Origin of the sequence: Streptomyces sp. NPDC057638, assembly GCF_042800315.1 — a bacterium.
Classification (GTDB): domain Bacteria; phylum Actinomycetota; class Actinomycetes; order Streptomycetales; family Streptomycetaceae; genus Streptomyces.
Window position 1 is genome coordinate 1 of the sequence record NZ_JBHVHF010000121.1, and the last position, 21,973, is coordinate 21,973.

22 protein-coding genes are annotated in these 21,973 nt (G+C 71.1%); 11 read left to right on the forward strand and 11 right to left on the reverse strand.

Going from position 1 to position 21,973, the window contains the following annotated elements; translation table 11 throughout:
• Nucleotides 1-24 precede the first annotated feature (24 nt).
• The 3 genes from ACFVIM_RS18030 to ACFVIM_RS18040 all read right to left on the reverse strand — a co-directional run bounded on the left by ACFVIM_RS18030 (nucleotide 25) and on the right by ACFVIM_RS18040 (nucleotide 3,415).
• Nucleotides 25-501, reverse strand: coding sequence for a DoxX family protein (locus ACFVIM_RS18030; RefSeq protein ID WP_384302218.1), 477 nt, complete (start codon nucleotides 499-501; stop codon nucleotides 25-27).
• A 285-nt stretch (nucleotides 502-786) separates the two neighbouring features.
• A complete protein-coding gene (locus ACFVIM_RS18035) occupies nucleotides 787-2,586 on the reverse strand; it encodes an alkaline phosphatase D family protein (protein ID WP_384302220.1) in 1,800 nt (599 codons plus the stop codon).
• A 151-nt stretch (nucleotides 2,587-2,737) separates the two neighbouring features.
• Nucleotides 2,738-3,415, reverse strand: coding sequence for an HNH endonuclease family protein (locus tag ACFVIM_RS18040; protein ID WP_384302260.1), 678 nt, complete (start codon nucleotides 3,413-3,415; stop codon nucleotides 2,738-2,740).
• A 387-nt stretch (nucleotides 3,416-3,802) separates the two neighbouring features.
• On the opposite strand from ACFVIM_RS18040, the gene ACFVIM_RS18045 reads away from it, so the two are divergent.
• Together ACFVIM_RS18045 and ACFVIM_RS18050 are read left to right on the forward strand one after the other, a co-directional pair.
• Nucleotides 3,803-4,537, forward strand: a complete 735-nt coding sequence (locus ACFVIM_RS18045) for an ABC transporter permease (protein WP_384302222.1) — start codon at nucleotides 3,803-3,805, stop codon at nucleotides 4,535-4,537.
• Between the two features lie 478 nt (nucleotides 4,538-5,015).
• Complete coding sequence (locus ACFVIM_RS18050; RefSeq protein WP_384302224.1) at nucleotides 5,016-5,597, forward strand: TMEM165/GDT1 family protein; 582 nt, start codon at nucleotides 5,016-5,018, stop codon at nucleotides 5,595-5,597.
• A 165-nt stretch (nucleotides 5,598-5,762) separates the two neighbouring features.
• On the opposite strand, the gene ACFVIM_RS18055 is transcribed toward ACFVIM_RS18050, so the two are convergent.
• The 3 genes from ACFVIM_RS18055 to ACFVIM_RS18065 all read right to left on the reverse strand — a co-directional run bounded on the left by ACFVIM_RS18055 (nucleotide 5,763) and on the right by ACFVIM_RS18065 (nucleotide 7,677).
• Nucleotides 5,763-6,434, reverse strand: coding sequence for a nucleotidyl transferase AbiEii/AbiGii toxin family protein (locus ACFVIM_RS18055; RefSeq protein ID WP_384302226.1), 672 nt, complete (start codon nucleotides 6,432-6,434; stop codon nucleotides 5,763-5,765).
• Nucleotides 6,431-6,799: a hypothetical protein gene (locus tag ACFVIM_RS18060; RefSeq protein WP_384302228.1), complete on the reverse strand. Its 369-nt coding sequence runs from the start codon at nucleotides 6,797-6,799 to the stop codon at nucleotides 6,431-6,433. Before ACFVIM_RS18060 ends, ACFVIM_RS18055 begins: the two co-directional genes overlap by 4 nt.
• A gap of 206 nt (nucleotides 6,800-7,005) precedes the next feature.
• Entirely contained in the window at nucleotides 7,006-7,677 is a 672-nt protein-coding gene (locus tag ACFVIM_RS18065; protein ID WP_384302230.1) for an HAD-IA family hydrolase, read from the reverse strand.
• Between the two features lie 386 nt (nucleotides 7,678-8,063).
• On the opposite strand from ACFVIM_RS18065, the gene ACFVIM_RS18070 reads away from it, so the two are divergent.
• Entirely contained in the window at nucleotides 8,064-10,106 is a 2,043-nt protein-coding gene (locus tag ACFVIM_RS18070; RefSeq protein ID WP_384302232.1) for an MFS transporter, read from the forward strand.
• Between the two features lie 25 nt (nucleotides 10,107-10,131).
• On the opposite strand, the gene ACFVIM_RS18075 is transcribed toward ACFVIM_RS18070, so the two are convergent.
• Together ACFVIM_RS18075 and ACFVIM_RS18080 are read right to left on the reverse strand one after the other, a co-directional pair.
• Nucleotides 10,132-10,473 carry an antibiotic biosynthesis monooxygenase family protein gene (locus tag ACFVIM_RS18075; RefSeq protein ID WP_384302234.1) on the reverse strand — a complete coding sequence of 114 codons (342 nt, stop codon included), beginning with the start codon at nucleotides 10,471-10,473 and terminating at the stop codon, nucleotides 10,132-10,134.
• 575 nt (nucleotides 10,474-11,048) lie between these two features.
• Entirely contained in the window at nucleotides 11,049-12,449 is a 1,401-nt protein-coding gene (locus tag ACFVIM_RS18080) for a helix-turn-helix domain-containing protein (protein ID WP_384302236.1), read from the reverse strand.
• A gap of 218 nt (nucleotides 12,450-12,667) precedes the next feature.
• On the opposite strand from ACFVIM_RS18080, the gene tgmA reads away from it, so the two are divergent.
• The 3 genes from tgmA to ACFVIM_RS18095 are packed head-to-tail and all read left to right on the forward strand — an operon-like array spanning nucleotide 12,668 to nucleotide 15,130.
• Nucleotides 12,668-12,964, forward strand: coding sequence for a putative ATP-grasp-modified RiPP (gene tgmA / locus ACFVIM_RS18085; protein ID WP_384302238.1), 297 nt, complete (start codon nucleotides 12,668-12,670; stop codon nucleotides 12,962-12,964).
• 37 nt (nucleotides 12,965-13,001) lie between these two features.
• On the forward strand, nucleotides 13,002-13,967 hold the full coding sequence (tgmB, locus tag ACFVIM_RS18090; protein WP_384302240.1) for an ATP-grasp ribosomal peptide maturase: 966 nt from the start codon (nucleotides 13,002-13,004) through the stop codon (nucleotides 13,965-13,967).
• Nucleotides 13,964-15,130 carry a methyltransferase domain-containing protein gene (locus tag ACFVIM_RS18095; protein ID WP_384302242.1) on the forward strand — a complete coding sequence of 389 codons (1,167 nt, stop codon included), beginning with the start codon at nucleotides 13,964-13,966 and terminating at the stop codon, nucleotides 15,128-15,130. The genes tgmB and ACFVIM_RS18095 overlap by 4 nt, the downstream gene beginning before the upstream one ends.
• Before the next feature lie 326 nt (nucleotides 15,131-15,456).
• Here ACFVIM_RS18095 and ACFVIM_RS18100 read toward each other — a convergent pair whose 3' ends face one another.
• Both ACFVIM_RS18100 and ACFVIM_RS18105 read right to left on the reverse strand, forming a co-directional pair.
• Nucleotides 15,457-15,771 carry an antibiotic biosynthesis monooxygenase family protein gene (locus ACFVIM_RS18100; RefSeq protein ID WP_384302244.1) on the reverse strand — a complete coding sequence of 105 codons (315 nt, stop codon included), beginning with the start codon at nucleotides 15,769-15,771 and terminating at the stop codon, nucleotides 15,457-15,459.
• Nucleotides 15,772-16,239: 468 nt separating this feature from the next.
• Entirely contained in the window at nucleotides 16,240-17,019 is a 780-nt protein-coding gene (locus ACFVIM_RS18105; protein WP_384302246.1) for a helix-turn-helix domain-containing protein, read from the reverse strand.
• Between the two features lie 334 nt (nucleotides 17,020-17,353).
• Here ACFVIM_RS18105 and ACFVIM_RS18110 point away from each other — a divergent pair, with 334 nt between their 5' ends.
• Genes ACFVIM_RS18110 through ACFVIM_RS18125 form a run of 4 tightly spaced genes read left to right on the forward strand, consistent with a single transcriptional unit; the run spans nucleotide 17,354 to nucleotide 18,384 of the window.
• Complete coding sequence (locus ACFVIM_RS18110; RefSeq protein WP_384302248.1) at nucleotides 17,354-17,563, forward strand: hypothetical protein; 210 nt, start codon at nucleotides 17,354-17,356, stop codon at nucleotides 17,561-17,563.
• Complete coding sequence (locus tag ACFVIM_RS18115; protein WP_384302250.1) at nucleotides 17,560-18,018, forward strand: hypothetical protein; 459 nt, start codon at nucleotides 17,560-17,562, stop codon at nucleotides 18,016-18,018. The genes ACFVIM_RS18110 and ACFVIM_RS18115 overlap by 4 nt, the downstream gene beginning before the upstream one ends.
• The gene (locus ACFVIM_RS18120; protein ID WP_384302252.1) at nucleotides 17,996-18,208 is read left to right on the forward strand and encodes a hypothetical protein; all 213 of its coding nucleotides are present in this window, start codon (nucleotides 17,996-17,998) and stop codon (nucleotides 18,206-18,208) included. The genes ACFVIM_RS18115 and ACFVIM_RS18120 overlap by 23 nt, the downstream gene beginning before the upstream one ends.
• On the forward strand, nucleotides 18,205-18,384 hold the full coding sequence (locus ACFVIM_RS18125) for a hypothetical protein (RefSeq protein ID WP_384302254.1): 180 nt from the start codon (nucleotides 18,205-18,207) through the stop codon (nucleotides 18,382-18,384). The genes ACFVIM_RS18120 and ACFVIM_RS18125 overlap by 4 nt, the downstream gene beginning before the upstream one ends.
• Before the next feature lie 183 nt (nucleotides 18,385-18,567).
• Here the strand turns inward: ACFVIM_RS18125 and ACFVIM_RS18130 are convergent, their stop codons facing one another.
• Nucleotides 18,568-19,251: an O-methyltransferase gene (locus ACFVIM_RS18130; protein WP_384302256.1), complete on the reverse strand. Its 684-nt coding sequence runs from the start codon at nucleotides 19,249-19,251 to the stop codon at nucleotides 18,568-18,570.
• Nucleotides 19,252-19,725: 474 nt separating this feature from the next.
• On the opposite strand from ACFVIM_RS18130, the gene ACFVIM_RS18135 reads away from it, so the two are divergent.
• Nucleotides 19,726-21,843: a bifunctional glycosyltransferase 87/phosphatase PAP2 family protein gene (locus tag ACFVIM_RS18135; protein WP_384302258.1), complete on the forward strand. Its 2,118-nt coding sequence runs from the start codon at nucleotides 19,726-19,728 to the stop codon at nucleotides 21,841-21,843.
• Nucleotides 21,844-21,973 lie beyond the last annotated feature (130 nt).

Sequence of the window (21,973 nt, forward strand, 5' to 3'; positions counted from 1 at the left end):
CCCGGCACCACCCGCCCCTGGTCGTCAGACGGCGACCGGCTTCGACCCCTGCTGCGACTCCGCCGACGTCTCCGCGGGGGTCTTGCGCGCCCCCGTCAGCACCCGGTCGAGCGCCAGCGCGCCCGGCCCGGTGAAGACGAGCAGCAGGAAGACCCAGCAGAAGACGGCGGACGCCTCGCCCTGGTTCTCCAGCGGGAAGAGGGCGGAGGGCTGGTGCACCTTGAAGTACGCGTACGCCATCGAGCCGGAGCAGATGAACGCGGCCGTCCGGGTGCCCACGCCCAGCATCACCAGGCCGCCGCCGACGAACTGGATGAACGCCGCGTACCAGCTCGGCCAGGCGCCCATCTCCACGGTTCCGCCGCCATGGGCCCCGCCGAGGACCCCGAAGAGGGAGGCGGCACCGTGACAGGCGAAGAGGAAACCGAGGACGATCCGGAAAAGGCCGAGGGCGTATGGCCGGGTTTGATCGAGTTTCGCGGTGAGAGTGCTGCTGGACATGGAAGCTCCAGGTGTGTGGGGGGATCCAACGGTGTGTGTGGGGGGATCCGCGGCGACCACGGTAGGGAGCGGGCCAAAGTGCTTACAAGTTCAAGTACCGATTGCGCGGTCTTTCTCATGTAACTCTCACGACAGGGCGGGAAGCACTCCTCGCGGGTCGCGTGATTTCCGTAGGGGATGCGTGATTTCCGCATGTGATGTCCGTACGTGATCTTCGCGCGTGATCCGCGATCCGCGTCCGCGATCTCCGTACGGGGTTCGCGTGATCCGTACCCCACCGTCCGTTTATCGGTCCGAGGTGTCCGGTGCCCCGCCCGCCCCCACCTCCCGTACCTCCGTCATGACCAGGCGTGCGGTGGGCGCGGGAGTGGCGGGCGGTGGACCGGCCGGGGGCTCGGACGGCGCCTCGGCGCGCTCCAGGGCGAGGGTGGCGGCGCGGCCGCGCAGGGTCAGGGTCATCAGCTGGTTGCCGAACCAGGGGCCGCCCGTCAGGTCCCAGCGGACCGGGGGGCGCCCGGTCCGCCCGTGCCACGCCAGCACCCGGCCGAGCAGCCGGGCCGGCCCCGTCCAGCCGAAGCGGAAGGCCCAGCGGAAGACACGGGGGATGGAGTTGTGGACGGGGGAGCAGGTCAGTTGCAGCACCGTGGCCTCGGGGCCGCCGTCCGGCCAGCGCGGTTCGGCCACATACGCGTGGTGGACGTCCCCGGACAGGACGAGGACGGTCGCGGGCGCCCCCTCCCCCCGGCCCGCCTCCGCGATCAGCGCGGCCAGCCAGGCGAAGGAGTCGGGGAAGGCGGCCCAGTGCTCCAGATCGACCGCCCGGCGCACCCGCTCCCCGAGCGCGGCCAGGCGCGCGCCCCGCGCGCCCGCGCACAGGGCCGCGTCCCAGCCCTCCGCGTCATGGACCAGCGGTGGCAGCAGCCATGGCAGTGAGGTTCCGATGAGGAGATGGTCGACCGCGCCCCGGTCGGCGAGCGCCCGCTCCCGTACCCAGGCGGCCTCCGCCGGGGCGAGCATCGCCCGCCGGGACTCCTCCAGCACCCGGGCGGCCCGGGTGTCGATCATGATCACGCGGGTGCGGCCGATGTCGCGCGCGTAACTCCAGCGGACGGCGGTGGGGTCGGCGTCGGCCCGTTCGGCGAAGGCGCGCAGCGCGGCGGTGCCGGTACCCGTGGTGCCGGTATCCATGGTGCCGGTACCCGTGGTGTCGTCCTCAGCGGTGTCGTCCTCCGCGGTGTCGGGGGCGGCACGGACGGCGGCGAAGAGCGGGTCGGATTCCAGTTCGCCGGGGGAGAGATTGCCGAGGTGCTGATAGACCCAGTACGACATCAGCCCGCTCAGCACCCGCTCCCGCCACCAGGGCGTGGCCCGGATCTCCGCCAGCCAGGCGGCGCTGGTGTTCCAGTCGTCGATCAGATCGTGGTCGTCGAAGATCATCAGCGACGGGACGGTGGAGAGCAGCCAGCGCACCTCCGGGTCGCTCCAGGACTCGTCGTAGAGGCGGGTGTACTCCTCGTAGTCCGTCACCTGCGGCCCCGGTGGCTCGTTCAGATCGCGGCGCCGCGCGAGCCACTCCCGGGTGGCCGGGGAGACCTCGTCCGCGTACACCTGGTCACCGAGGAGCAGCAGGACGTCGGGCCGCTCGGCGGCGGGGTCGGTCGCGAGCCGGGTGGCGAGGGCGCCGAGGGCGTCCGGCCCGGCGGGGTCGTGCTCCCCGGCGGCGGGCGCGGCCCAGCGGCAGGATCCGAAGGCGACCCGGACGGTGTCCCTCCGGTGCGTGGCGGGCACGGCGATCGTGGAGGGCGGGAAGGGGGAGCCGGCCGGGGGCCAGACCCGGGCCCCGTCGAGCAGCACCTCGTACGGGGTGACGGTCCCGGGCGTCAATCCCGTCACCGTGGTCATCGCGTAGTGATGACCCGCGATCCGGAAGGTCTTCGTCCGCCCGCCCGCGCCGTCCGCGCACCGCACCTCCACCTCGCGCGGACCATCCGTCTCCACCCAGATGGTCGCCCTGCCTCCACCGCCTCCGGCGTCATCGATCTGGCGTAGCAGCGGTCCCAGGCGCAGGGCGGGGGTTGTGGACATCGGTCCTCCTCCGGTCGTTCCGTGGGGGCGTACGGTACGGAACGACCGGGTCGGAAGGGCAGATTCCGGTTCGATGCCAGCCGCTCGGGGCGGCGCGGGCACGGGGTGGCGCCGCTCGGGGCGGTGCGGGCGGGTGCGGGCGGCCCCCGGGTCAGCAGGGTGCGAGGAGTGCCTGGAGCGCGTTCTTCTCCGCCTGGTCCACCGCGAGGCCGTACGCGTGCTTCACCTGCACCCACATCCGCGCGTAGACACAGTGGTACGAGCCGAGCGGGGGCAGCCACTTCGCCGGGTCCTTGTCGCCCTTGGCCTGGTTGACATTGTCGGTGACGGCGATGAGCTGGGGCTGGGTCAGATCGTTGGCGAAGGCCTGGCGGCGCGCGGTCGTCCAGGTGTTTGAGCCCGAGCGCCAGGACTCGGCGAGCGGCACGAGGTGGTCGATGTCGACGTCCGAGGCGGCGGTCCAGGTCGCGCCGTCGTACTCGGAGTACCAGCTCCCGCTCACGGCCGCGCAGCTGGCGTTGGTCACGACGTTCTTCCCGTCCCGCTTGAGCACCACCTCACGGGTGTTACAGGTGCCCGACTGGGTGCTCCAGTGCGGGAACTTGTCCCGGCTGTACCCGGTCAGCGAGCCCTCGGCGGCCACCCGCAGCTCCCCGAGGTAGGCCCGCGCGGTGGCGGCGCTGACCGGGGTCGGGGGCGCGGCCTGCGCGGTGGGCGCGGTGGCGAGCACCCCGGTCACCGCGAGCGCGGCGGCGGCCGTGGCGACCAGGGCGGTGCGGCGGGGGTGACGCGCGTAGAGGGGCGTGCGGGCGAGGGACGCGCTGGGCATGGCGAACTCCTTCTGGAGGACGGGGTCATGGCCGTCGGACGAGGCCAGCGTGCGGGCGCCCGGTTGCGTGGGGATGGGCACCAGGTAACAGGGTGAAGACATGGACACGTCAGTTCAAGAGGGCTGGTGAGGCGTCATGGCGCTTATGAGGAAACGATTTTGTGGAGGGGGCGGTACACGGAGCGGGACACCGGGGTGGTGCACGGCGCGGGCGCGGTCACCGACGTCGTGGGGCGGGGCGCGCACGGCCCGCCACAGGGCGCGCTACGGCGGCGTGCGCGACGCGCGGCCCACGACAGCACAGCGGCACCGCGTGGCGCGCGACGGGCGGCAGTACGGCATGGCGCGCGACGCGCGGCACACGGGAGCACCGCATAAGGTTGGCGGGTGCTGCTGACGGTCAACGCCACCTTCGGGGCCGTCCTGGCCGTCCTCCTCGCGGTCGCCGCGACCGTGGCCGCCCTCGCCCACCTCGGACGCTCCCGCGAGATCGTGATCGCCGGGGTGCGCGCCGCCCTCCAGCTCGGCGCGGTCTCCCTGATCATCGGCTGGGTGGTGAGCAGACTTCCGCTGCTCTTCGCCTTCATGCTGCTGATGTACGCCGTCGCCGTACGCACCGCCGGCCGCCGCATCACCCCCAACCGCACCTGGCGGTGGGCGGCCGTGCCCATCGCCGCCGGAGTCGTCCCGGTCGTCGCCGCGCTGCTGCTGACCGGGCTGGTCCCGGTCAAGGGCATCGCCCTGATCCCCGTCGCGGGCATCCTCATCGGTGGCGCCCTCACCGCCACCGTGCTGGCGGGCCGCCGCGCCCTCGACGAGCTGCGCACCCGCCACGGCGAGGTCGAGGCCGGACTCGCCCTCGGCCTCCTCGACCGCGACGCCCGCCTGGAGATCGCCCGCCCCTCCGCCGCCGACGCCCTCCTGCCGGGCCTGGACCAGACCCGCACGGTGGGGCTGGTCACCCTCCCCGGCGCGTTCGTCGGCATGCTGCTCGGCGGCGCGTCGCCGCTGCTCGCGGGCGCGGTGCAGCTGTTCGTGCTGGTGGCGCTCATGGCGGTGCAGGCCATCGCGGTGGCGGTGGTGCTGGAACTGGTGGCGCGGGGGAGGCTGCACCGGGAGTGAGGCCCGCCGGACCGGGTGAGGCCCGCCGGGGCCCATCCGCGCCCGGCCGGGGCGCCCTGGCGCGGTCGGTGCCGGGTGGGCCTTGTCCCGTACGCGGTCGGTGGTCCGGCTGGCCCGGTTCCGTACGCGGTGTGTATCCGGGCGACCCGGTTCCGTACGCCGTGCGTATCCGGCCGACCCCGTTCCGTACGCCGTCCAGGCCCCCGGCGTGACATCCACGACGCCAAGGGTCCGTACATCCGTACGTGTCGTACCCTGGTCGGAGCAGAAGGGGAGTAGCTCTTCGCCGGAACGTCGACATACTGCTGGGCCTCGCGCCCGGCCGGCGCCCGGAGGCGGCCTTCAGGGGCCCGCCAGCGAGACCTTCGGCCCGCAGCAGTCCTGACCGACGCTGCCGAGCCGAAGCGACCCCTTTGACCGGTCACCACCGGTTCTGGTCCTCCCGGCGGGCAGCCCGACCGACAGAGGAACCCCACCCGTGATCAGCTTCACCGTCATGGCGATCACCTTCGGCGTCGTCTTTCTCGCCGAACTCCCCGACAAGACCGCCCTCGCCGGTCTGATGCTCGGCACCCGCTACCGCGCCTCCTACGTCTTCGCGGGCGTCGCCGCCGCCTTCGCGGTCCACGTCGCCCTCGCCATCGCGGCTGGCAGCGTCCTCACCCTCCTCCCGCAGCGCCTGGTCCAGGGCGTCGTCGGCGTCCTCTTCCTCGCGGGCGCGCTGGTCCTCCTCTTCCGTAAGCACGACGACGACGAGGAGAACATCAAGCCCCCCGCCGACCAGTCCTTCTGGAAGGTCTCGGGCGCGGGCTTCATGCTCATCCTGGTCGCGGAGTTCGGCGACCTGACCCAGATCATGACCGCCAACCTCGCCGCCCGCTACGACAACCCGATCTCGGTCGGCGTCGGCGCGGTCCTGGCCCTGTGGGCGGTGGCGGCGATCGGCATCCTGGGCGGCAAGACCCTGATGAAGTACGTACCGCTGCGCCTGATCACCAAGGTGGCGGCGGCGCTGATGCTGGCGCTGTCGGCGTTCAGCCTGTACGAGGCGCTGGGGTAAGGGGGGCGGGCCCGCCTGGTGGAGGCGAGGGTGGGCCCGTGGTGCCCGGATCGGGCCTGCGGGCGGGGCCGACGCCTTCTGGGGTCAGTCGTACGGGACCGCTGGCTGGACAGCCCCCGCTCGCACGGGGCCGATCCAGCTTTCCGGCATCGGCGGCTTGAGGAGTCATGAAGTGTCGTCGTCGTCGCTCTGATGGAGGCGGGTGCCGAGGTCGGTGGCCCAGGCCAGTGCCCAAGCGCGGAGGTCTGCTACCCGCTCTGGATCCAGACCGTAGTCGGCGAAGTCCTGGTCGTCCCACCACTCGGCTCCTGCGAGTCGATCGCGCAGGTCCTGGAGGCTGAACTCGAAGCGGGCGTGGCGGCGGCCGAGGTTCTCCAGCTCCGCAGTGGAGCGGTGCCTCATCGCGGCGTGGACGTCGATGAGGTCGCGGACCGCACCCCGGTCCGCGAGTGCGCGGACCTTGGTGCCGATCACGTCGTCCAGAGCGAGAACGGGACCGTAATCAGTGACCGTGGGCGGGGCCCAGAAGGCTTCCTTGAGGATATCGACCTCGCACTCTTCGCCCGTAGCGCGGTCCGTGGCGATGAGCCGGCCCGACAGCGGGCCGGACTCGATGTGCCGGACACCCCAGCCACGCTCGGACAGGCCGTCGCCGACCGTGTGGATGATCTCGTCGATAGGGGCCGGGTTCTCAGTGGCGACGTCCAGGTCCTGCGAGAGCCGGTCGACCAGGCCGTGGGCCTGTACGGCGTACCCACCGGTGATCACGAGTGGGTAGGGCGAGCCGAGGGCGAGAATGTCAGCCAGGAGCCGGCGGTGCAGTTCTGTGAGGTTCACGCGGCAGTTGTGGCCGTCGCGGTGGTGAGCTCGGGAAAGGCGGCTTCCCACGCGTCTTTGATCGGGCGGCTGATCAGTGTGCGCAGCACTGGCCATTGCGCGATGAGCAGGTCCCGGTTCAGGAACTCGATCAGGTCCTGGCGCTGCCCTTCGGCCAGGACGGTGCGGTACAGGCCCATCCGGGAGCGCAGCTGCTCCAGCCCGTAGGAGCGGCGGCCCGACCAGGCCACGTGCAGCGGTAGGTCGACCGTTCCCTCGGTGGGGCCGGCCAGATCCTCCAAGGACGCAGGCATCCGCCGCGCGTACTGCGCACACAACAGGTCAAACGCGTCCGGCGCAGGAGACGGGACGGGCTGCACGGTCATGAGTCCAGTATGGCCGGAGAGCCGCGCGGGTAGGACGCCATGCCTCGGCCGGGCTCCAGCGATCGATGGCGAGCTGACCTTCTCTCCGAGGCCGTGATGGACCGTGGGAGACGTGTTCCGGCGGTCAGGGAGATGCGTTCAGGTGCGCGCGTGGCGCATGGCGTGGGAGGCGGCGCTCCGGAGCTCGGTCCGGAGCTGAGGGGCGCCTACCGCTCCCGCACCAGCCGGATCCCCCCGTCCTGCGTCTGCTCCACCCGCAGCTGGGTGAGGTCCTCCACCCACAGATCCGGTGCGAAGGCGCCCGCCCGCGGGCCGACGCCCACCACGCGCATGCCCGCCGCGCGGGCCGCCGTGATGCCCGCGTCGGAGTCCTCGAAGGCGACGCAGTCCTCGGGGGCGAAGCCCAGTTCGGCGGCGCCCTTGAGGAAGCCCTCCGGGTCGGGCTTGCTGGCGCTCACGCTCTCGGCGGTGACGCGGACGGTGGGGAGGGGGAGGTGGGCGGCGGTCATACGGGCGTGGGCGAGGGCCTCGTCGGCGGAGGTGACCAGGGCGTGGGGGAGGGTGGCGAGGGCGGCCAGGAAGGCCGCGGCGCCCGGGATCGGGACCACGCCGTCCGTCTCCTCGGTCTCGCGTGCCAGCAGCCGGGCGTTCTCGGCGAGGTTCTCGGCCATGGGGCGGTCGGGGAGGAGGGCCGCCATGGTGGCGTGGCCCTGGCGCCCGTGGACCACCCTGAGGACGTCCTCGGCCGGGATGCCGTGCTGGTTCGCCCAGTCGCGCCAGACCCGCTCGACCACCGCGTCCGAGTTGACCAGCGTGCCGTCCATGTCCAGCAGGAGGGCGCGCGCGGTGAGGGCGGTGGTCGGGGGCTGGTGCGGCATCTTCGTACTCCGTAACTCCGCGGCACTGCGGCGTCGGGGCGAACACCGCGCGTGACCAGCGCGGCCGTGCGGCGCGCGGCTCGGGGGCGGCGCGGACCCGGCGGCTCGGGCGCGATCGGCGCGGGTGAGAGGTCAAGCGGCTCCGTCCACCGGTCAGGGAGGTGCGGACGGAGCCACTTTGTTCCGTCATCGTACAAACCAGGGCGCCCCGACGCCAGCCCGTGGGCCGGGTCATCTCGTTCCGCTCGCGTCACAGCCGCTCCCGTGCCCCCGCCCACCCGCGCTCAGCGGGCCGGAAAGGGTCCCGCACCCCACGATGGAAAGGACGCCGACATGCGGCGGTTCCGACCCCAGGAGGCCGCGCCGCACGCAGGACGGAGGACGGCATGGCCCAGGAAGTGCGCGAGACCACGAGCCCGGTCCCCGGCGCGGGCCACAGCCGCCGCGCCATCCTGGTCTCCATCGGCGCCCTGCTCCTCGGGATGCTGCTCGCCGCCCTTGACCAGACCATCGTCTCCACCGCGCTGCCCACCATCGTCAGCGACCTCGGCGGCCTGGAGCACATCTCCTGGGTGGTCACCGCGTATCTGCTGGCCTCGACCGCCGCCACGCCCCTCTGGGGCAAGCTCGGCGACCAGTACGGGCGGAAGAAGCTCTTCCAGACCGCGATCATCATCTTCCTGATCGGCTCCGCCCTCTGCGGGCTGTCCCAGAACATGGCCCAGCTCATCGGCTTCCGCGCGCTCCAGGGTCTGGGCGGCGGCGGGCTGATGGTGCTGTCGATGGCGATCGTCGGCGATATCGTCTCGCCCCGCGAACGCGGCCGCTACCAGGGGCTCTTCGGCGCCGTCTTCGGCGCCAGCAGCGTCCTCGGCCCGCTCCTCGGCGGCTTCTTCACCGACCAGCTGAGCTGGCGCTGGGTCTTCTACATCAATCTGCCGATCGGCGCCGTCGCGCTCCTCGTCATCGCCTCGGTCCTGCACATCCCGGTCCGCTCCACCCCTCACACCATCGACTACCTCGGCACCTTCCTCATCGCCTCGGTCGCCACCTGCCTGGTGCTGGTCGCCTCCCTCGGCGGTACCACCTGGCCCTGGGCGTCGGTGCAGATCATCGGGCTCACGCTGCTCGGCCTCGTGCTGCTGGTGATCTTCGTATACGTGGAGCGGCGGGCCGCCGAACCGGTCGTGCCGCCGCATCTCTTCCGTATCCGCACCTTCACCCTCGTCTCGGTCATCAGCTTTGTGATCGGCTTCGCGATGTTCGGCGCGATGACCTTCCTGCCGACCTTCCTCCAGGTCGTCCAGGGCGTCTCCCCGACCCTCTCCGGCGTCCATATGCTGCCGATGGTGATCGGGCTGCTGCTCGCCTCCACCCTCTCCGGCCAGCTCGTCAGCCGTACCGGCCGCTGGAAGGTCTTCCCGGTCCTCGGCACCGGCATCACCGCGATCGGGCTGCTGCTGCTCCACCGGCTGACCGAGACCAGCCCCACCTGGGAGATGAGCATCTACTTCTTCGTCTTCGGTACCGGTCTGGGCCTGGTGATGCAGGTGCTCATCCTGGTGGTGCAGAACGCCGTACGGTACGAGGACCTCGGCGTCGCCACCTCCGGCGCCACCTTCTTCCGCTCCATCGGGGCGTCCTTCGGCGTCGCGATCTTCGGCACGATCTTCACCAACGGGCTGCGCTCCAACCTCCAGGACGCGCTCGCCGGGCGGCCCGCGCCCCCGAACGCGGCCAGCGCGCTCGCCGCCGACCCGCATCTGATCGCCACCCTGCCGGCGCCGCTGCGCCAGCCCGTGATCCACGCCTACGCCTCCGCCATCACCGACGTCTTCCTCTACGCGGTGCCGGTGGTGCTGCTCGCCTTCGTCTTCTCCTGGTTCTTCAAGGAGGACCGGCTGCGCGGCTCGGTCACCGCGCCCGACAGCAGCCAGACCATCGCCGCCAACCCGGTGGAACGCTCCTCGCATGACGAGGTCGCCCGCGCCCTGTCCGTTCTCGGCTCGCGCGAGGGCCGCCGCCATGTCTACGAGAAGATCACCGCGAAGGCCGGATACGACCTGCTGCCCGCCGCGAGCTGGCTGCTGCTGCGCATCCGCCGCCACGGGACGGTCGAACCGGCGCTGCTGGCCGACGCCACCCCCGTACCGCTGCTGACCATCACCGACGCCGAGCGACAGCTGGAGGAGCGGGGACTGATACGGAGGGAAGGCGTCCAGGTCTTTCTCAGCGACGCGGGACTGGAGGCGGCGGTACGGCTGGCGCAGGCGCGCGAGGAGTCACTGGCGGAGCTGCTGGGGGACTGGTGGGGGCCGGAGCGCCCGACCGACCTGGTCGAACTCATCCGGGAGCTGACATCCGAGCTGTGCGGCTCCGACCAGGAACGGCCGGCGGGGCGGGCGCCCCGTGATCACAGGGCGCCCTGACGGCCGGGTCGCCGATCCCTTTGGGTCAGCCCTTGGGGCCCGCCGACTGCACGACCTCGAACGACCACAGGGTGGAGCCGGACGCGGCGGGCCTGGGCTTCTCGCCCGTCGTGGCGTCCTTGTCCTCCGAGGTGCCCCGGTGAGCGGCCTGCATCGGGCCCGCCATCCACGCGTCGAAGTCCGCCTCGGACCGCCACCGGGTATAGACCAGGTAGTTGTCCGTCCCGTCGACCGGCCGCAGCAGCTCGAACCACTCGAAGCCGTCGGAGTTCTCGACCGACCCGGCGCGGGACGCGAAGCGCTTCTCCAGGATCTCGCGCTGCTCGGCGGGGACGGTCAGTACGTTGATCTTCACCACACTGGCCACAGGGGGCACATCCTTCGCATAGCGGGTTGGTGCGACTGCCTGCGCTGACGGTATCGCGAGGGGTGACGGGGGGGCTCCGGCGGGTACGGGGCGCGTGCCGCTGGGCCGGGTCCGTGTCGCCCGGCGGGTACGGGTGGGCCGGGGCCGACCGCGTGCTGCCTCCGGCGGGTACGGAGGCACTGGGCCGGGTGCGCACCGCTGGCCGGGTTGTGGCGCCGCGTCCCGACCCGGGCGGCCCGGCGCGCCCGGCTCCGCCGTGGGCCCCGGCGGCGCGCGCCCTCGCCACTCGCGGGCCCCGGCCCTTGGGCGCGTCCTTGCCGCTCCGCGAACCCGGGCCCCAGGGCGCGTCCTTACGGGCGTGCCGCCCCGGGCCTCCTGGTGGCCCAGGCCCTGCGCACCCACCCACCCGCCCCAGCGAAAGGGGTGTGGGGGGCGAGCCCCCACGCGCCCGGGCGCGGGGCTTCGCCGCGCCACACCCCTGGCGTGGTGGTTTCGTGCTGCCACACCCCGGCGTGGTGGCTTCGCGGGGCGTGGCCCGCAGGTGGGGAAGGCTCTCTCTTTCAGGGGGTGATTGCTTAGACAATGGCTCCGTGCCGAGCGGCGAACTCACGGAGTCCGGGGAGGTGCCGGGGGGCGTGGAGCAGGTCAGTCGTCAGCGTACGGAGGGCTGGTCGACGGAGTTCCTCCGCAGCGGTGCGCTCGATGGCGCGGAGGGCGGTGAAGGTGCGGTGAGGGTCACCAATCTTGTTCCACATGCGGGCCGAGTCGGTGAGGTAGCGGGCGGTCCGCTCGGGAGTGGGGAGCCGGGTGGGATCGACACTGCGGGCGTGGGTGATTCCGTCGTCGGGCGTCCCGAGCGCCGTGTAGGTGCTGATCCGGTACATCGCCAGCTCGGTCTGTGTGGCCTTGTGGGTAAAGAGGCCGCCGTCGCTGGGGGTACGGATGACGCGGTGTTGGGTCTCATCGGCCTCGCCGAGGAGATCCAAGGCGGTGGTGCGATCGCCCCCGACTCCAGCGCTGTATCCGGCGGTGAGGAGGAGCACGGTAGCGGCGGCGAGGGTGGAGGTCGGCGGGTCCCCGGGAGTGTGGGATGTGAGGGCGGACGCGGTGCGCGCGAGGAACGCTGCGGCGTCCAGGGCTCGGCCGACGCGGCGCATGGTGATGGCAACCATCCGAGCAGCGGCCGCGATGACTTGAGGGTCGCCGCTGGCGCGGGCGGCGGTCAGCGCCCGGTCGGCTGTCGTCCACGCGATCGGTGAGTGCTGCTTGACCGCAAGTTCTGTGGCGAGAACGTATCCGCGGGCGACAGCCGCATGGGCCCGGTCCCGTGCCCGTCCGGAAGTCGCATGGTCTCGGGTGGCTTCGGCGGCGGCGAGCAGTGAGGGAAGGGCCGCGCCGAGTGCGGTGTAGTGGGCGGAGGCGAACGCGGCACGGGAGCGGATCAGTGCGGCGGCCAGATCGGCAGGCGGTACGGGAGACGCGGGCACGGGCTCGAACAGGGTCTGTTCCAGCGGTCCGAGGGGCGTGTGGGGCGTGGTGCTGGGTGCGCTGGCCTGTGCGGACGTGGTGGAAGCGAGGAATGTGGCGGTGACGGTCCCGGTGATGAGGCTGCGGCGTCTCACATCGTCCTCCTGGTCGGCTGCGGGGCTCACCATAGTGGTGCTCGGGGGGCTGGTGGGGGTGAAGCCTGCTGCTGCCTGGTCCGTTGTGGTGAGGGCCAGGAGGTGGGGCGGGATGTTCAGGCCGGTGGCGATGCGAGCCAGGACTTCCGCGCTGGTGACTCGGCGGATTCCGCGTTCGATCGCCGAGATGTCGGACTGGGCCAGCCCGGTGCGGGCTCCGATGGTGCTCTGGGACGTTCCGGTGTGCTTGCGGAAGGAACGCAGGAAGGCGCCCATGTCGTGAGTGCTGAGCGCGTGCCGTATGTCGGGCCGGCGCCAGAGTTCGGGCGGAACGGGGAGACGGTCGGGGTGCACGATTTGCCCCCTCGGCGGAGTGAGCAGCCGGTTCGGAGGCACTCACAGTAGAGGTCGAGTTACCTCATGTCACGACAGTGGGAGGGTGTGCAGAGGGCCGTCCTATAGGGCCATCCTCTGGGCCTGGTGCGGAGCCGGGCGGCATGGTCAGAAGGTCTCGCGGTTCTCCGCTCGGGATGTTTCGGAGCGGCCCCGCATGCCTGCATAGAGGAGCACCCATGAGCACCCTCGCACCTTCCATGTTCCCCAAGCCGGAGAACCGTCCAGGCCGTGTGACCGCCCATGAGGTGGCTCCGGTCCGGCCGTTCGGGGTCACTCTGGCCCTGCCAGTGACCCGAACGGACGAGCCGGAGTGGACCACTGCCGTGGCCTACTGCCCCGACCGGCAACTGACGGTCACCGCCGAGGGCGAGCTGTTCATTCACGCTCCGTCCATGAAGTCCGCTTTCAAGACCGTCGCGCAGACACAGGAGGACATGCAACGCGACGAGGAGAAGGCGAACGACACGGACTGACCGTCGCTGTCCCCCAGCGCGAAGGAGAAGTAACAACATGACGGTCCTGGTGCTGACCCGCCCCCGGCTCGACGCCACCGCGGACATGGTCATCCACGAGTTGGCGGAACGTGGTGTCCCGGTCGTCCGGCTCGACCCGGCCGACTTCCCCGAGAACAGCACACTCGCGACCCGGATCGGACCCGGCCAGGACGCGTGGCACGGCTTATGGCGCGGGCAGCACCGGGACCTGCGACTGGAGGATGTCACCGCCGTCTACTACCGGCGCCCCGGCGGGTTCAAGCTGCACCCCGGTCTGTCGCCGGAGGATGCCCAGTGGGCCGCCGCCGAAGCCCGCGCTGGCCTTGGCGGCGTGCTCATGGCCCTGCCCCGCTCGTGGATCAACCACCCCCACCGCAATGCCCTGGCTGACTGCGCGCCCGTCGCACTGGCCACGGCCGCCCGTTGTGGCCTCACCGTTCCCGAGACACTGATCACCAACGATCCGCAGGAGGCCCGGGACTTCGTGGCCTCCCTGCCTGGCCGCCGCGCCGCCTACAAGGCGGTCGGGAACTGCGGACCCACGGCTCACGACGGGCAGCAGTACGCGTTGTGGACGGCGCCGGTCACCGTCGATCAGATCACGGACCAAGTCGCCCATACGGCCCATCTGATTCAGCAGTGGGTGGACAAGGCGTACGAAGTGCGGCTGACGGCCGTCGGCAACCGGATGTTCGCGGCGGAGATCCACGCTGGCTCAGAAGCATCCCGCATCGACTTCCGCCGGGACTATTCGTCCCTCACGTACGTCGTTCGCGAAGTTCCCGATCCCATACGCCGTGGCGTTCTGGCGGTCATGCGAGCTTTCGGGCTCCGCTACGTCGCCATGGACTTCCTCGTTAGTCGGGGCGGGGGTTGGTACGCGGTCGATGTCAATCCGAACGGACAGTTCGGATTCGTCCCCGAACTCCGTGACCCGATCACCAAGGCCCTCGCCGACGCCCTGCAAGGAGTAGCCGCATGAGCAGCACGACCGCCACCGACATGGCCGACGCCCGTGAGCGCCTGGTGGACGCACTCACCGCCGGTGGGGCACTCGCAGCCGGATCCGCCTGGCGCGGGGCGTTCGCCTCCGTACCCCGTGAGGTCTTCGCCCCGCGGTTCACCCTCTCCGGTCTGAACGGCGGCCGGGAGTACGCTCCGGGAGACCGAGGCTACGCGGCCGCCGTCTACACCGACACGACCCTGATCACCCGGCGGGACGCGACCGGAGCCGCCGTCAGTTCCTCCTCGGAGCCGTCACTGATGGCGCGAATGCTGGAAGCGTTCACCGTCCGCGAGGCTGCCCGCGTGCTGGAGATCGGGACCGGGACCGGATACAACACCGCGCTCCTGTGCCACCGGCTCGGCGCGGACCGGGTCACCAGCATCGACGTGGAGCCCGAGCTGACCGCCCTGGCCCGTACACGGCTCGCCGGAGCGGGTTTCACGCCGCTGGTCGTCACCGGCGACGGCACGGGCGGCCACGCGGAAGGGGCTCCGTACGACGGGATCCTCGCGACCTGCGGCGTCCAGCGGATCCCGTCCGCCTGGCCCGGCCAGGTCCGGCCCGGCGGGATCATCGTGACCAACATCGGCAACGGCATCGCCCGGCTCACCGTGGACGGGGACGGGGGCGCCGAAGGCGGCTTCCTGCCCGAGGACGCCGCGTTCATGCTGGCCCGACCGGCGCCGGACTACCTGGCCCCGGCCGCCGCGCAGTTCACGGGGCTGATCGCCCGGGGGACCGGAACCCGCAGGGTCATGGAACTCCCCCTGCCCGCGGCTGAACCGACCCGGGACCTCCCCGGGATCATCCGCGCCACCGCCCACGAGGTGTGGATGGTCCAGCACGATGTCCTGTCCCTCTCCCTGACCTCCGTCTTCGCTTCGGAAGCCGGTGAGATGTTCCACGGTCTGGTTCATCCGCCGACGGGATCGTGGGCCCGGATCACGCCCCAGGAAGGCCGCCGGGTCCTCGTGGAACACGAAGGCCCCCGCGACCTGTGGGCCGAGCGGCTGGCCCTGGTCGCCCAGTGGATCGACGCCGGTCGCCCCGGCCCCGGCGCCTACACCCTCACCGTCACGGGCACGGGCGCGCACACCTTGCGCCGGACCGGGCCCGCGCCCGCGACCTGGGCGCTCTGAGCCCGGCCGTGGGCCTCGCGGGCGCCCTTGTCTCGTGTGGCTCCGGGCTTCCTGGTGGTCCAGGCCCTGCGCACCCACCCACCCGCCCCAGCGAAAGGGGTGTGGGGGCGAGCCCTCACACCCCCGACCCGGCAGCTTCGCGCCGCGACCCTCCCCGGCGCGGCGGTTTCGCCCTGCCACGCTCCCCGACGCGGCAGCTTCGCGCCGCGAGGTCCGTGTGTGGGGCCGCCCCGGCATCGGGTCGTGGTGATCCGGTTGGTGCCGCCCGCGTTCGTCCGCTACGGATGAGATCCGGGAGAGGCGGCGGGTTCCAGGCCAGGGGCGTGTCAGCTCGTGGGCCCCGCCTGCTGGACGACGTCGAACGACCACACGGTCGAGCTGAACAGGGCGGGCTTCATAGCGAAGAGGGCCTGGTGGGCATCCCGCATCGGGCCCGCCAGCCATGCCTGGAAATCGGCCTCGGAGCGCCACCGGGTGTAGACGAAGTAGTCGTCCGTCCCCTCGACCGGCCGCAGCAGTTCGAACCACTCGAAGCCGTCGGACCTCTCGACGGCCCCGAGGCGACCGGCGAAGCGCTTCTCCAAGGTCTCGCGCTGCTCGGCGGAGAGGGTCAGGACGTTGATCTTCACCACACTGGCCACAGGCGGCACATCCTTCGCAAAGCGGGTGCAACTGCCGTGTCGACGCTAGCGCGAGGCGCGGTGAGGCCGTGAGGGGTGAACGCGGGGCGGGTGGAGGTGAAGGGTGGGGCGGGGGCGCGTGGGCTCTGGGTCTCTGGCGGGCGCCTCCGGGTGGGGCAGCCCCTGTGTGCCCCCGGGCCCCCTGGTGGCCCGGGCCCCGCGCAGCCACCCGTCCGCCTCAGCGCCAAGGGGGTGCGTGGCAAGCCCCACGCCCCCTGTCGCGGCGGCTTCGCGTCGCGAGGCCCGCGTGTGCCGGGGCCACGAATGGCGCGGCGACTCGTTCGCCAACGGCATCGGACCATCTCCGCCCACGCGGGGATATCAGGAGCTGACCAGCACCTCTATCCGGCGAGGGGGTCAGATGTCGCCCATTCCGAAGAGTTCGCGTATCGCCTTTGCTTCTCGTGAAGGGAGAGCTGATTGCTCCGCTTACTCCGGTGGCCGGCTGTACTTCTCCATCGTGGCTTTTGCCATGGAGCGGTCCACCAGCCGCAGTTCCCATGGCCCGGTGTTCACATCGAAGTCCTTCCCGAAACCGATCCACTTCCCGGTCATTCGCCGCCCGGTCGGCTCCACCAGAAGCTGTATGGCACCGTGGTACCGGGCGCCCTGGTAGTAGCCGTCAGCGGCGGTCTGCTCGACCCAGGTGCCGGTGACGACGTTTCCGTCAACCGTCAGATCGAGCGTCAGTGGGCTGTCCGCGTTGCTCGACGCCCCGGGCAGGCTCTGGGCGGTGAGCCGGTTTCCGCGCTGTACGAGGGTGATGTGGTGCTTGCCCTCGAAGGTGGCGTCCCGGCCCGACGAGTAGAACTCGTAGCGGCTCAGCCATACACCAGAGAAGAGTTCCCCATTCACCCCGGACGTCGCACGAGTGATTGCGGCGGGGGGTGTTATCCCTTCAGCCCCGGCGATCATGTCATGCCCTCCTGCTCTGTCGGCGTGGACTCTCGCCATCGGTGTCGGCAAGGTGAATCCCAGGCTTTCCACGGGACGTCCGGTGACATGTTCCAGCGCCCTCACGTAGATGGTGCGGGGTGTCCTGCTCGTTCCTGATTCCCAGCGCTGCACCAGCCTTTTTGAAGCGTCATTGGGTTCGCCCAACTCATCGCCTGCTTCGCGGAGTGCCCTGGCGAGGTCGTCCTGACTCATCCGCATGCTGATCCGCACGGCGCGCAGCACATCATTAGGCACCACGACATTCGTCGTCATGACGTCAAAGCTAGACCGAACCCCTGGCGAATGACACCTAAATGACGCCATCGGGGGTGTCGTCGTCCGTCCGTCGAGTGACGTCCAGGAGACGTCCGCTCCGTCGTCGCAGTGGCTCGTCTTCCCACAGAGATATCGACGCGACCAGCAACCGGAGTGATAAGGCGGATGGTGCTGTGAACACCGAACGAACAGGGGATGGCGACCAGCAGCCCGGCCGTGAGGCTGACGTGGCCGACGCTGACAAGGCGGACGCCGCCGCCAGAAGGGACTCCCAGGTCCTGAGTTCCCTGCACAAAAGGGTGCGGGAGGTCAACCATCGGCGGCGGGTGCCGTGAGGCGGTTATGGGTCTGGACGGCCCTGGCGATCGGTTCCGCCGAGAACCGGCTTGGGCTCGGGTTCGAACTGTTACGGCTGCGCTGGGACGGCGCGTGTGTGGACGAGTGGTGCCGGGATCTGGCCGCTGAGGCGCGGCAGGCGCGGTTGGAGGCCGAGTTGGAGCGGCTGTTGCTGCCCGGGCCGGAGGAGGGCGGGCCGTCATGAACCCGTCGCCGGTCACGTCGGTCTCGTATCTCTGTTACGTCCTGGCGGAGGGCCCGGTGTACCGCAGCGGGGTCGTCCTGCCGTACACCGTCGCCATCTCGCGGACCGAGTCGCCGGATGCCGCGTTGCGGTGGCTTCAGCTTCAGGCGGTGCGGATCGCGGACCTGCTGGATCCGGATCCACGTGTCTCGCCGTGGGTGACCGCGTCCATGCGGCAGGGCCGGGTTCCGGTGCCGGACGCTCCAACCGAGATACGGGTGTGGTCCAGCGCCCGGGACGAGGAACGGGCGGCCCGGGACCGGCTCGCGCGGGGCGTGGCGGTGTCCGTGGTGATCCCGGACGGCCCGGACCGCTACACCTTCGCGATCCATCCCCAGCCGCACGCGTCCCTGCCCCGGCAACAGCAGCACTGCCATCACGAGGAGATGTCACGTGAGTGCCAGCACCGCCCGTGACCGGGCCCTTGCGGCCCGGGAGACGGTGATCACCCGCTACCGCGACGACGGCGAGACCCTCAAAGCCCTGGCCGCCGAGTACCGCGTCAGCGACGCATGGCTCAAGAAGCAGCTCACCCGCTGGGGCGTGCCGGTACGCGGCGTACGCGAAGCCCGCATCCACCGCGCCCAGCAAAGGAAACCCCAATGACCAGCCAGACCACCGACGCACCCGAACCCGACGCCTGCCCCACCTGCCACGCCCTCACCACCACCGAACGCCAGGCACGCGCCACCCACGACCACTCCCGCGCCACCGACTACCGCATCCTCCTCCGCCGCCACCTCGACACCACCCACCCCGCCCATCGACCCACCCGGCTCTGAAGCGGCCGTGGTCCCCGCATACGCGGGGACCGCAGGAGCTGACCAGCGCGTTCATCCAGCGAAGAGCCGGATCTCACCCATTTCCGAAGAGTCGGACTTACTTCGCATCCAGCAGGAAGCGGGCGTCTCTGGTGTCGCTCTCACCCGCCCCCTCCTCCTCTCCCGCCGCAAGAAGGGTTCCGCCTAGCCCACCACCCGCGCCAGCAGCAGCCCGTCGTACCCCTTCACCCCCACCGTCTGCACCGCCGTCGCGTCCAGCCTCGGCTCGGCGGCGATCAGGTCGAACATCTCGCGGGTGCCACGGATCGAGGGGTCGGTGCCATCGGTCTGGAGCACGCCCCCGTTGCGGACGACGTTGTCCACGATGATCAGGCTGCCCGGACGGGAGAGCTTCAGGGCCCATTCCACATAGCGCGGGTTGTTGACCTTGTCCGCGTCGATGAAGAAGAGGTCGAAGGGGGCCGCGCCCGGCTCGGCGGCGAGCAGGGGGAGGGTGTCCAGGGCCGCGCCGACGCGGACCTCGGCGACGGAGGAGAGGCCCGCGCGGTCGATGTTGGCGCGGGCGACCTCGGCGTGCTTCTCGCTGTATTCCAGGGTGATCACCCGGCCGCCGTCCTGGACCGCGCGGGCCAGCCAGATCGTGCTGTAGCCGCCGAGGGTGCCGATCTCCAGGATCCGGCGGGCGCCCTGGAGCGTGGCCAGGAGGTGGAGGAGCTTGCCCTGGTTGCCCGCGACCGCGATGGCGGGGAGGCCCGCCTCGTCGCTGCTGGTGAGGGCGGCGCTGAGGGCCTCGTCGTCGGGGGCGAGCAGATCGGTCAGGTAGTGGTCGACGGCGGTCCACAGCTCGCGCTGGTCAGTGTCTGTCATGGGCCCCAACCTATGTCCGGGCCCGTCGTCGGCTCACTCGCCTTCGCGTGATCGGGTCACTCGCCCTTCGCGCCGGAGGAGGGCGCCGTCCGGCGAAAGGGGGCACATGGGGCGCGGGCGGGGCACCCGGCCGTGGCCCGTGGCTCGCCCAGGGGCGCAGGAACGATCCTGTGGAGGGTCCAGGTCAGGGCCGCGCTACCGGACGCGGCCGGTGTCCCGGCCGTCGGTCGTATATGTTCGCCCGCGTACCCCTTCAGGTCCGGAGTGTCCGAGGACTGGCGAGAATCCTAGGCAAAATCGGGTGACAGTCAGGCAAAGAGGGGGTTGCCTGAGTCTCTTTCCTCAGGCAATGCGAGCCTTTCTGAGGCCAGACAACGCCAGACAACACCGATACGACGGAAAAGCAGGGGAGGCGCGGCGCGAGTGGCGAACGCGGAGCACAGCGTGCGCGGGAGTGCGACGACCGACTCAAGGATGGGTGCGGCCAGGATCGCGCTATGGCTCGTGGCCGCCGTCCTCGCCATCCGGCAGGCGGCCGTGGTGCTGAGACTGCCCCCCGGCGAACGCTTCATGGACCTGGAGACCTGGGTCGGCGAGAGCGGGGTCCTCCATGTGGGGGGCTCGCTCTACGACACCGACAGTTTCACCGGCACCCCCTTCGCGGGCCTGGTGCTCAGACCGTTCGCCAGCTCGGCCGAACAGGTCCTCGGTGTCGCCTGGACCTTCGGCACACTGCTGCTGGTGGTGGGCATAGGACTGGTCGTGGCGCGGGCCCTGCCCGGTCCGATCTCGCGTCGCAGCACCCTGCTGGCGGCGCCCGTCGCGATCAGCCTGCTGATGCTCTCGCTGCCCGTGCGCAACAGCTTCCACCTGGGCCAGACCAGCATCATCCCGGTGCTCCTGGTCCTCGTCGGCTGTTTCGTGGCGCGCGGCCAGCGGGCCTCCGGGCTGCTGATCGGTCTCGCCGCCGCGCTCCAGCCGACGGTCCTGCTCTTCGTACCGCTGCTCTGGTTCACCGGCCGCAAACGCGCCGCCCTCACCTCCGGCGCCACCTTCGCCGCGAGCTCCGCGCTGGCGTGGGCCGCGACGCCGAGCGATTCATGGACGTACTGGATCGAGCATGTCGCGGGCGCCGGGCTCGGTGACCGTCCCGACGGGCTCGCCAACCAGTCGCTGCACGGCGCGCTGCTCCGGCTCGGCCTGGAGGGCCCGCTGGAGATCGTGCTCTACCTCGCGCTCGCCGCCGTGGTGATCTACTTCGGTCTGCGCCGTGCCGTGCACTACGCCAACGACGGCCAGCTGCTGCTCGCCGTCGCGCTCACCGGCTGTGTCGCGGTCGCCGTCTCCCCGACCACCTGGCAGCACCAGATCCTGTGGCTGCTGCTGGCGGCCGTCGGCCGGGTCGGCAAGCGGGCCTCGGACCGGATGCTCTGGCCGTTCCTGGTGATCGTCACGGTGTCCCTGCCCGGCAAGATGCTGCTGCCGAACATTCTGATCACCGGGCCCATCCGGGAGAACGCGGTCCTGATCGCCGCCCTCGCGGCGGCCTGTCTGGTGCCGTTCCTCTCCCGTACCGACGAGCACTTCCGGCGCCCGGTCCCGACGACCTATGTCACCCCGGCGCCCTCCCGCTGGGACCGCGTACCGCTGCTGCCGTTCTGGCGCCGGGTCGTCACCCGCCCCAACCTGCTGATGGAACTGATCGCGATCCGCGTCGGCTACTCCATCTACTCCCAGATCCGGCTCGCCGCGACCGGCAGCGTGGAGGAGGCCCGTGAGCACGGGCGTCAGATCAACTCCATCGAGCAGGCCATCGGCATCGACATCGAGCACTGGTTCAACCAGTGGGTGGTCGGGATCCCCTGGCTCGAAGGCTTCTTCAACTTCTACTACACGACGTTCCACTTCCCGATCCCGCTGATCATCCTGGGGCTGCTCTACATCCGCCGCCCCGCCGACTACCGCTGGTGCCGCTCGGCCCTCGCCTTCGCGACCCTGCTGGCTCTGGTCGGCTTCTGGCTCTACCCGCTCTCGCCGCCGCGCCTGATGCCGGGCATGGGCTTCGTGGACACCGTCCACCGGACCGAGGACCTCTCCAACCCCGAGTTCGGCGCGATGACCGCCGTCACCAACCAGTACGCGGCGATGCCCTCGCTCCACTTCGGCTGGTCGCTGTGGTGCGGTGTGGTGGTCGTGATGCTCGCCCCGAAGATGTGGATGAAGGTCCTGGGCCTGATCCACCCGGCCATCACCATCGCGGTGATCGTCGGCACGGCGAACCACTGGATCCTCGACGCGGTCGGCGGCGCGACCGTGGTCGCCCTCGGCTTCGGCCTGACGTACTTCCTGTCGGGACGGCGGGAACTGCTGACGGCGGCCGCCGGTCCCTCCGGTACGGGGACGGAGACGGCCGCCGGTACGAGGGAATCCACGCCGTCCCCCGCACCGGCCAAGGCCCTGGTACCGGCGGCCCGCACGGCGCCGGAAGCGGTGGACCGTACGGACGGGGACGGGGGCGGCGACCGGTCGTCGCCGGATGAGGAGGACGGCCCGGGGAGTGCGGACCGTCAGGAGACGGCCAAGCCGGTGTGAGGGCGGTCCCCGTGTGAGCGGGGATGGTCCGCACGGCTTCGCCGTGGCTTCCGCCTCGCCGAGTCGGCCCCGCGTGCGCGGGGATGGTCCGATCCGTTTCATCCACGAGGCGAAGAACGACGTGTGGCCC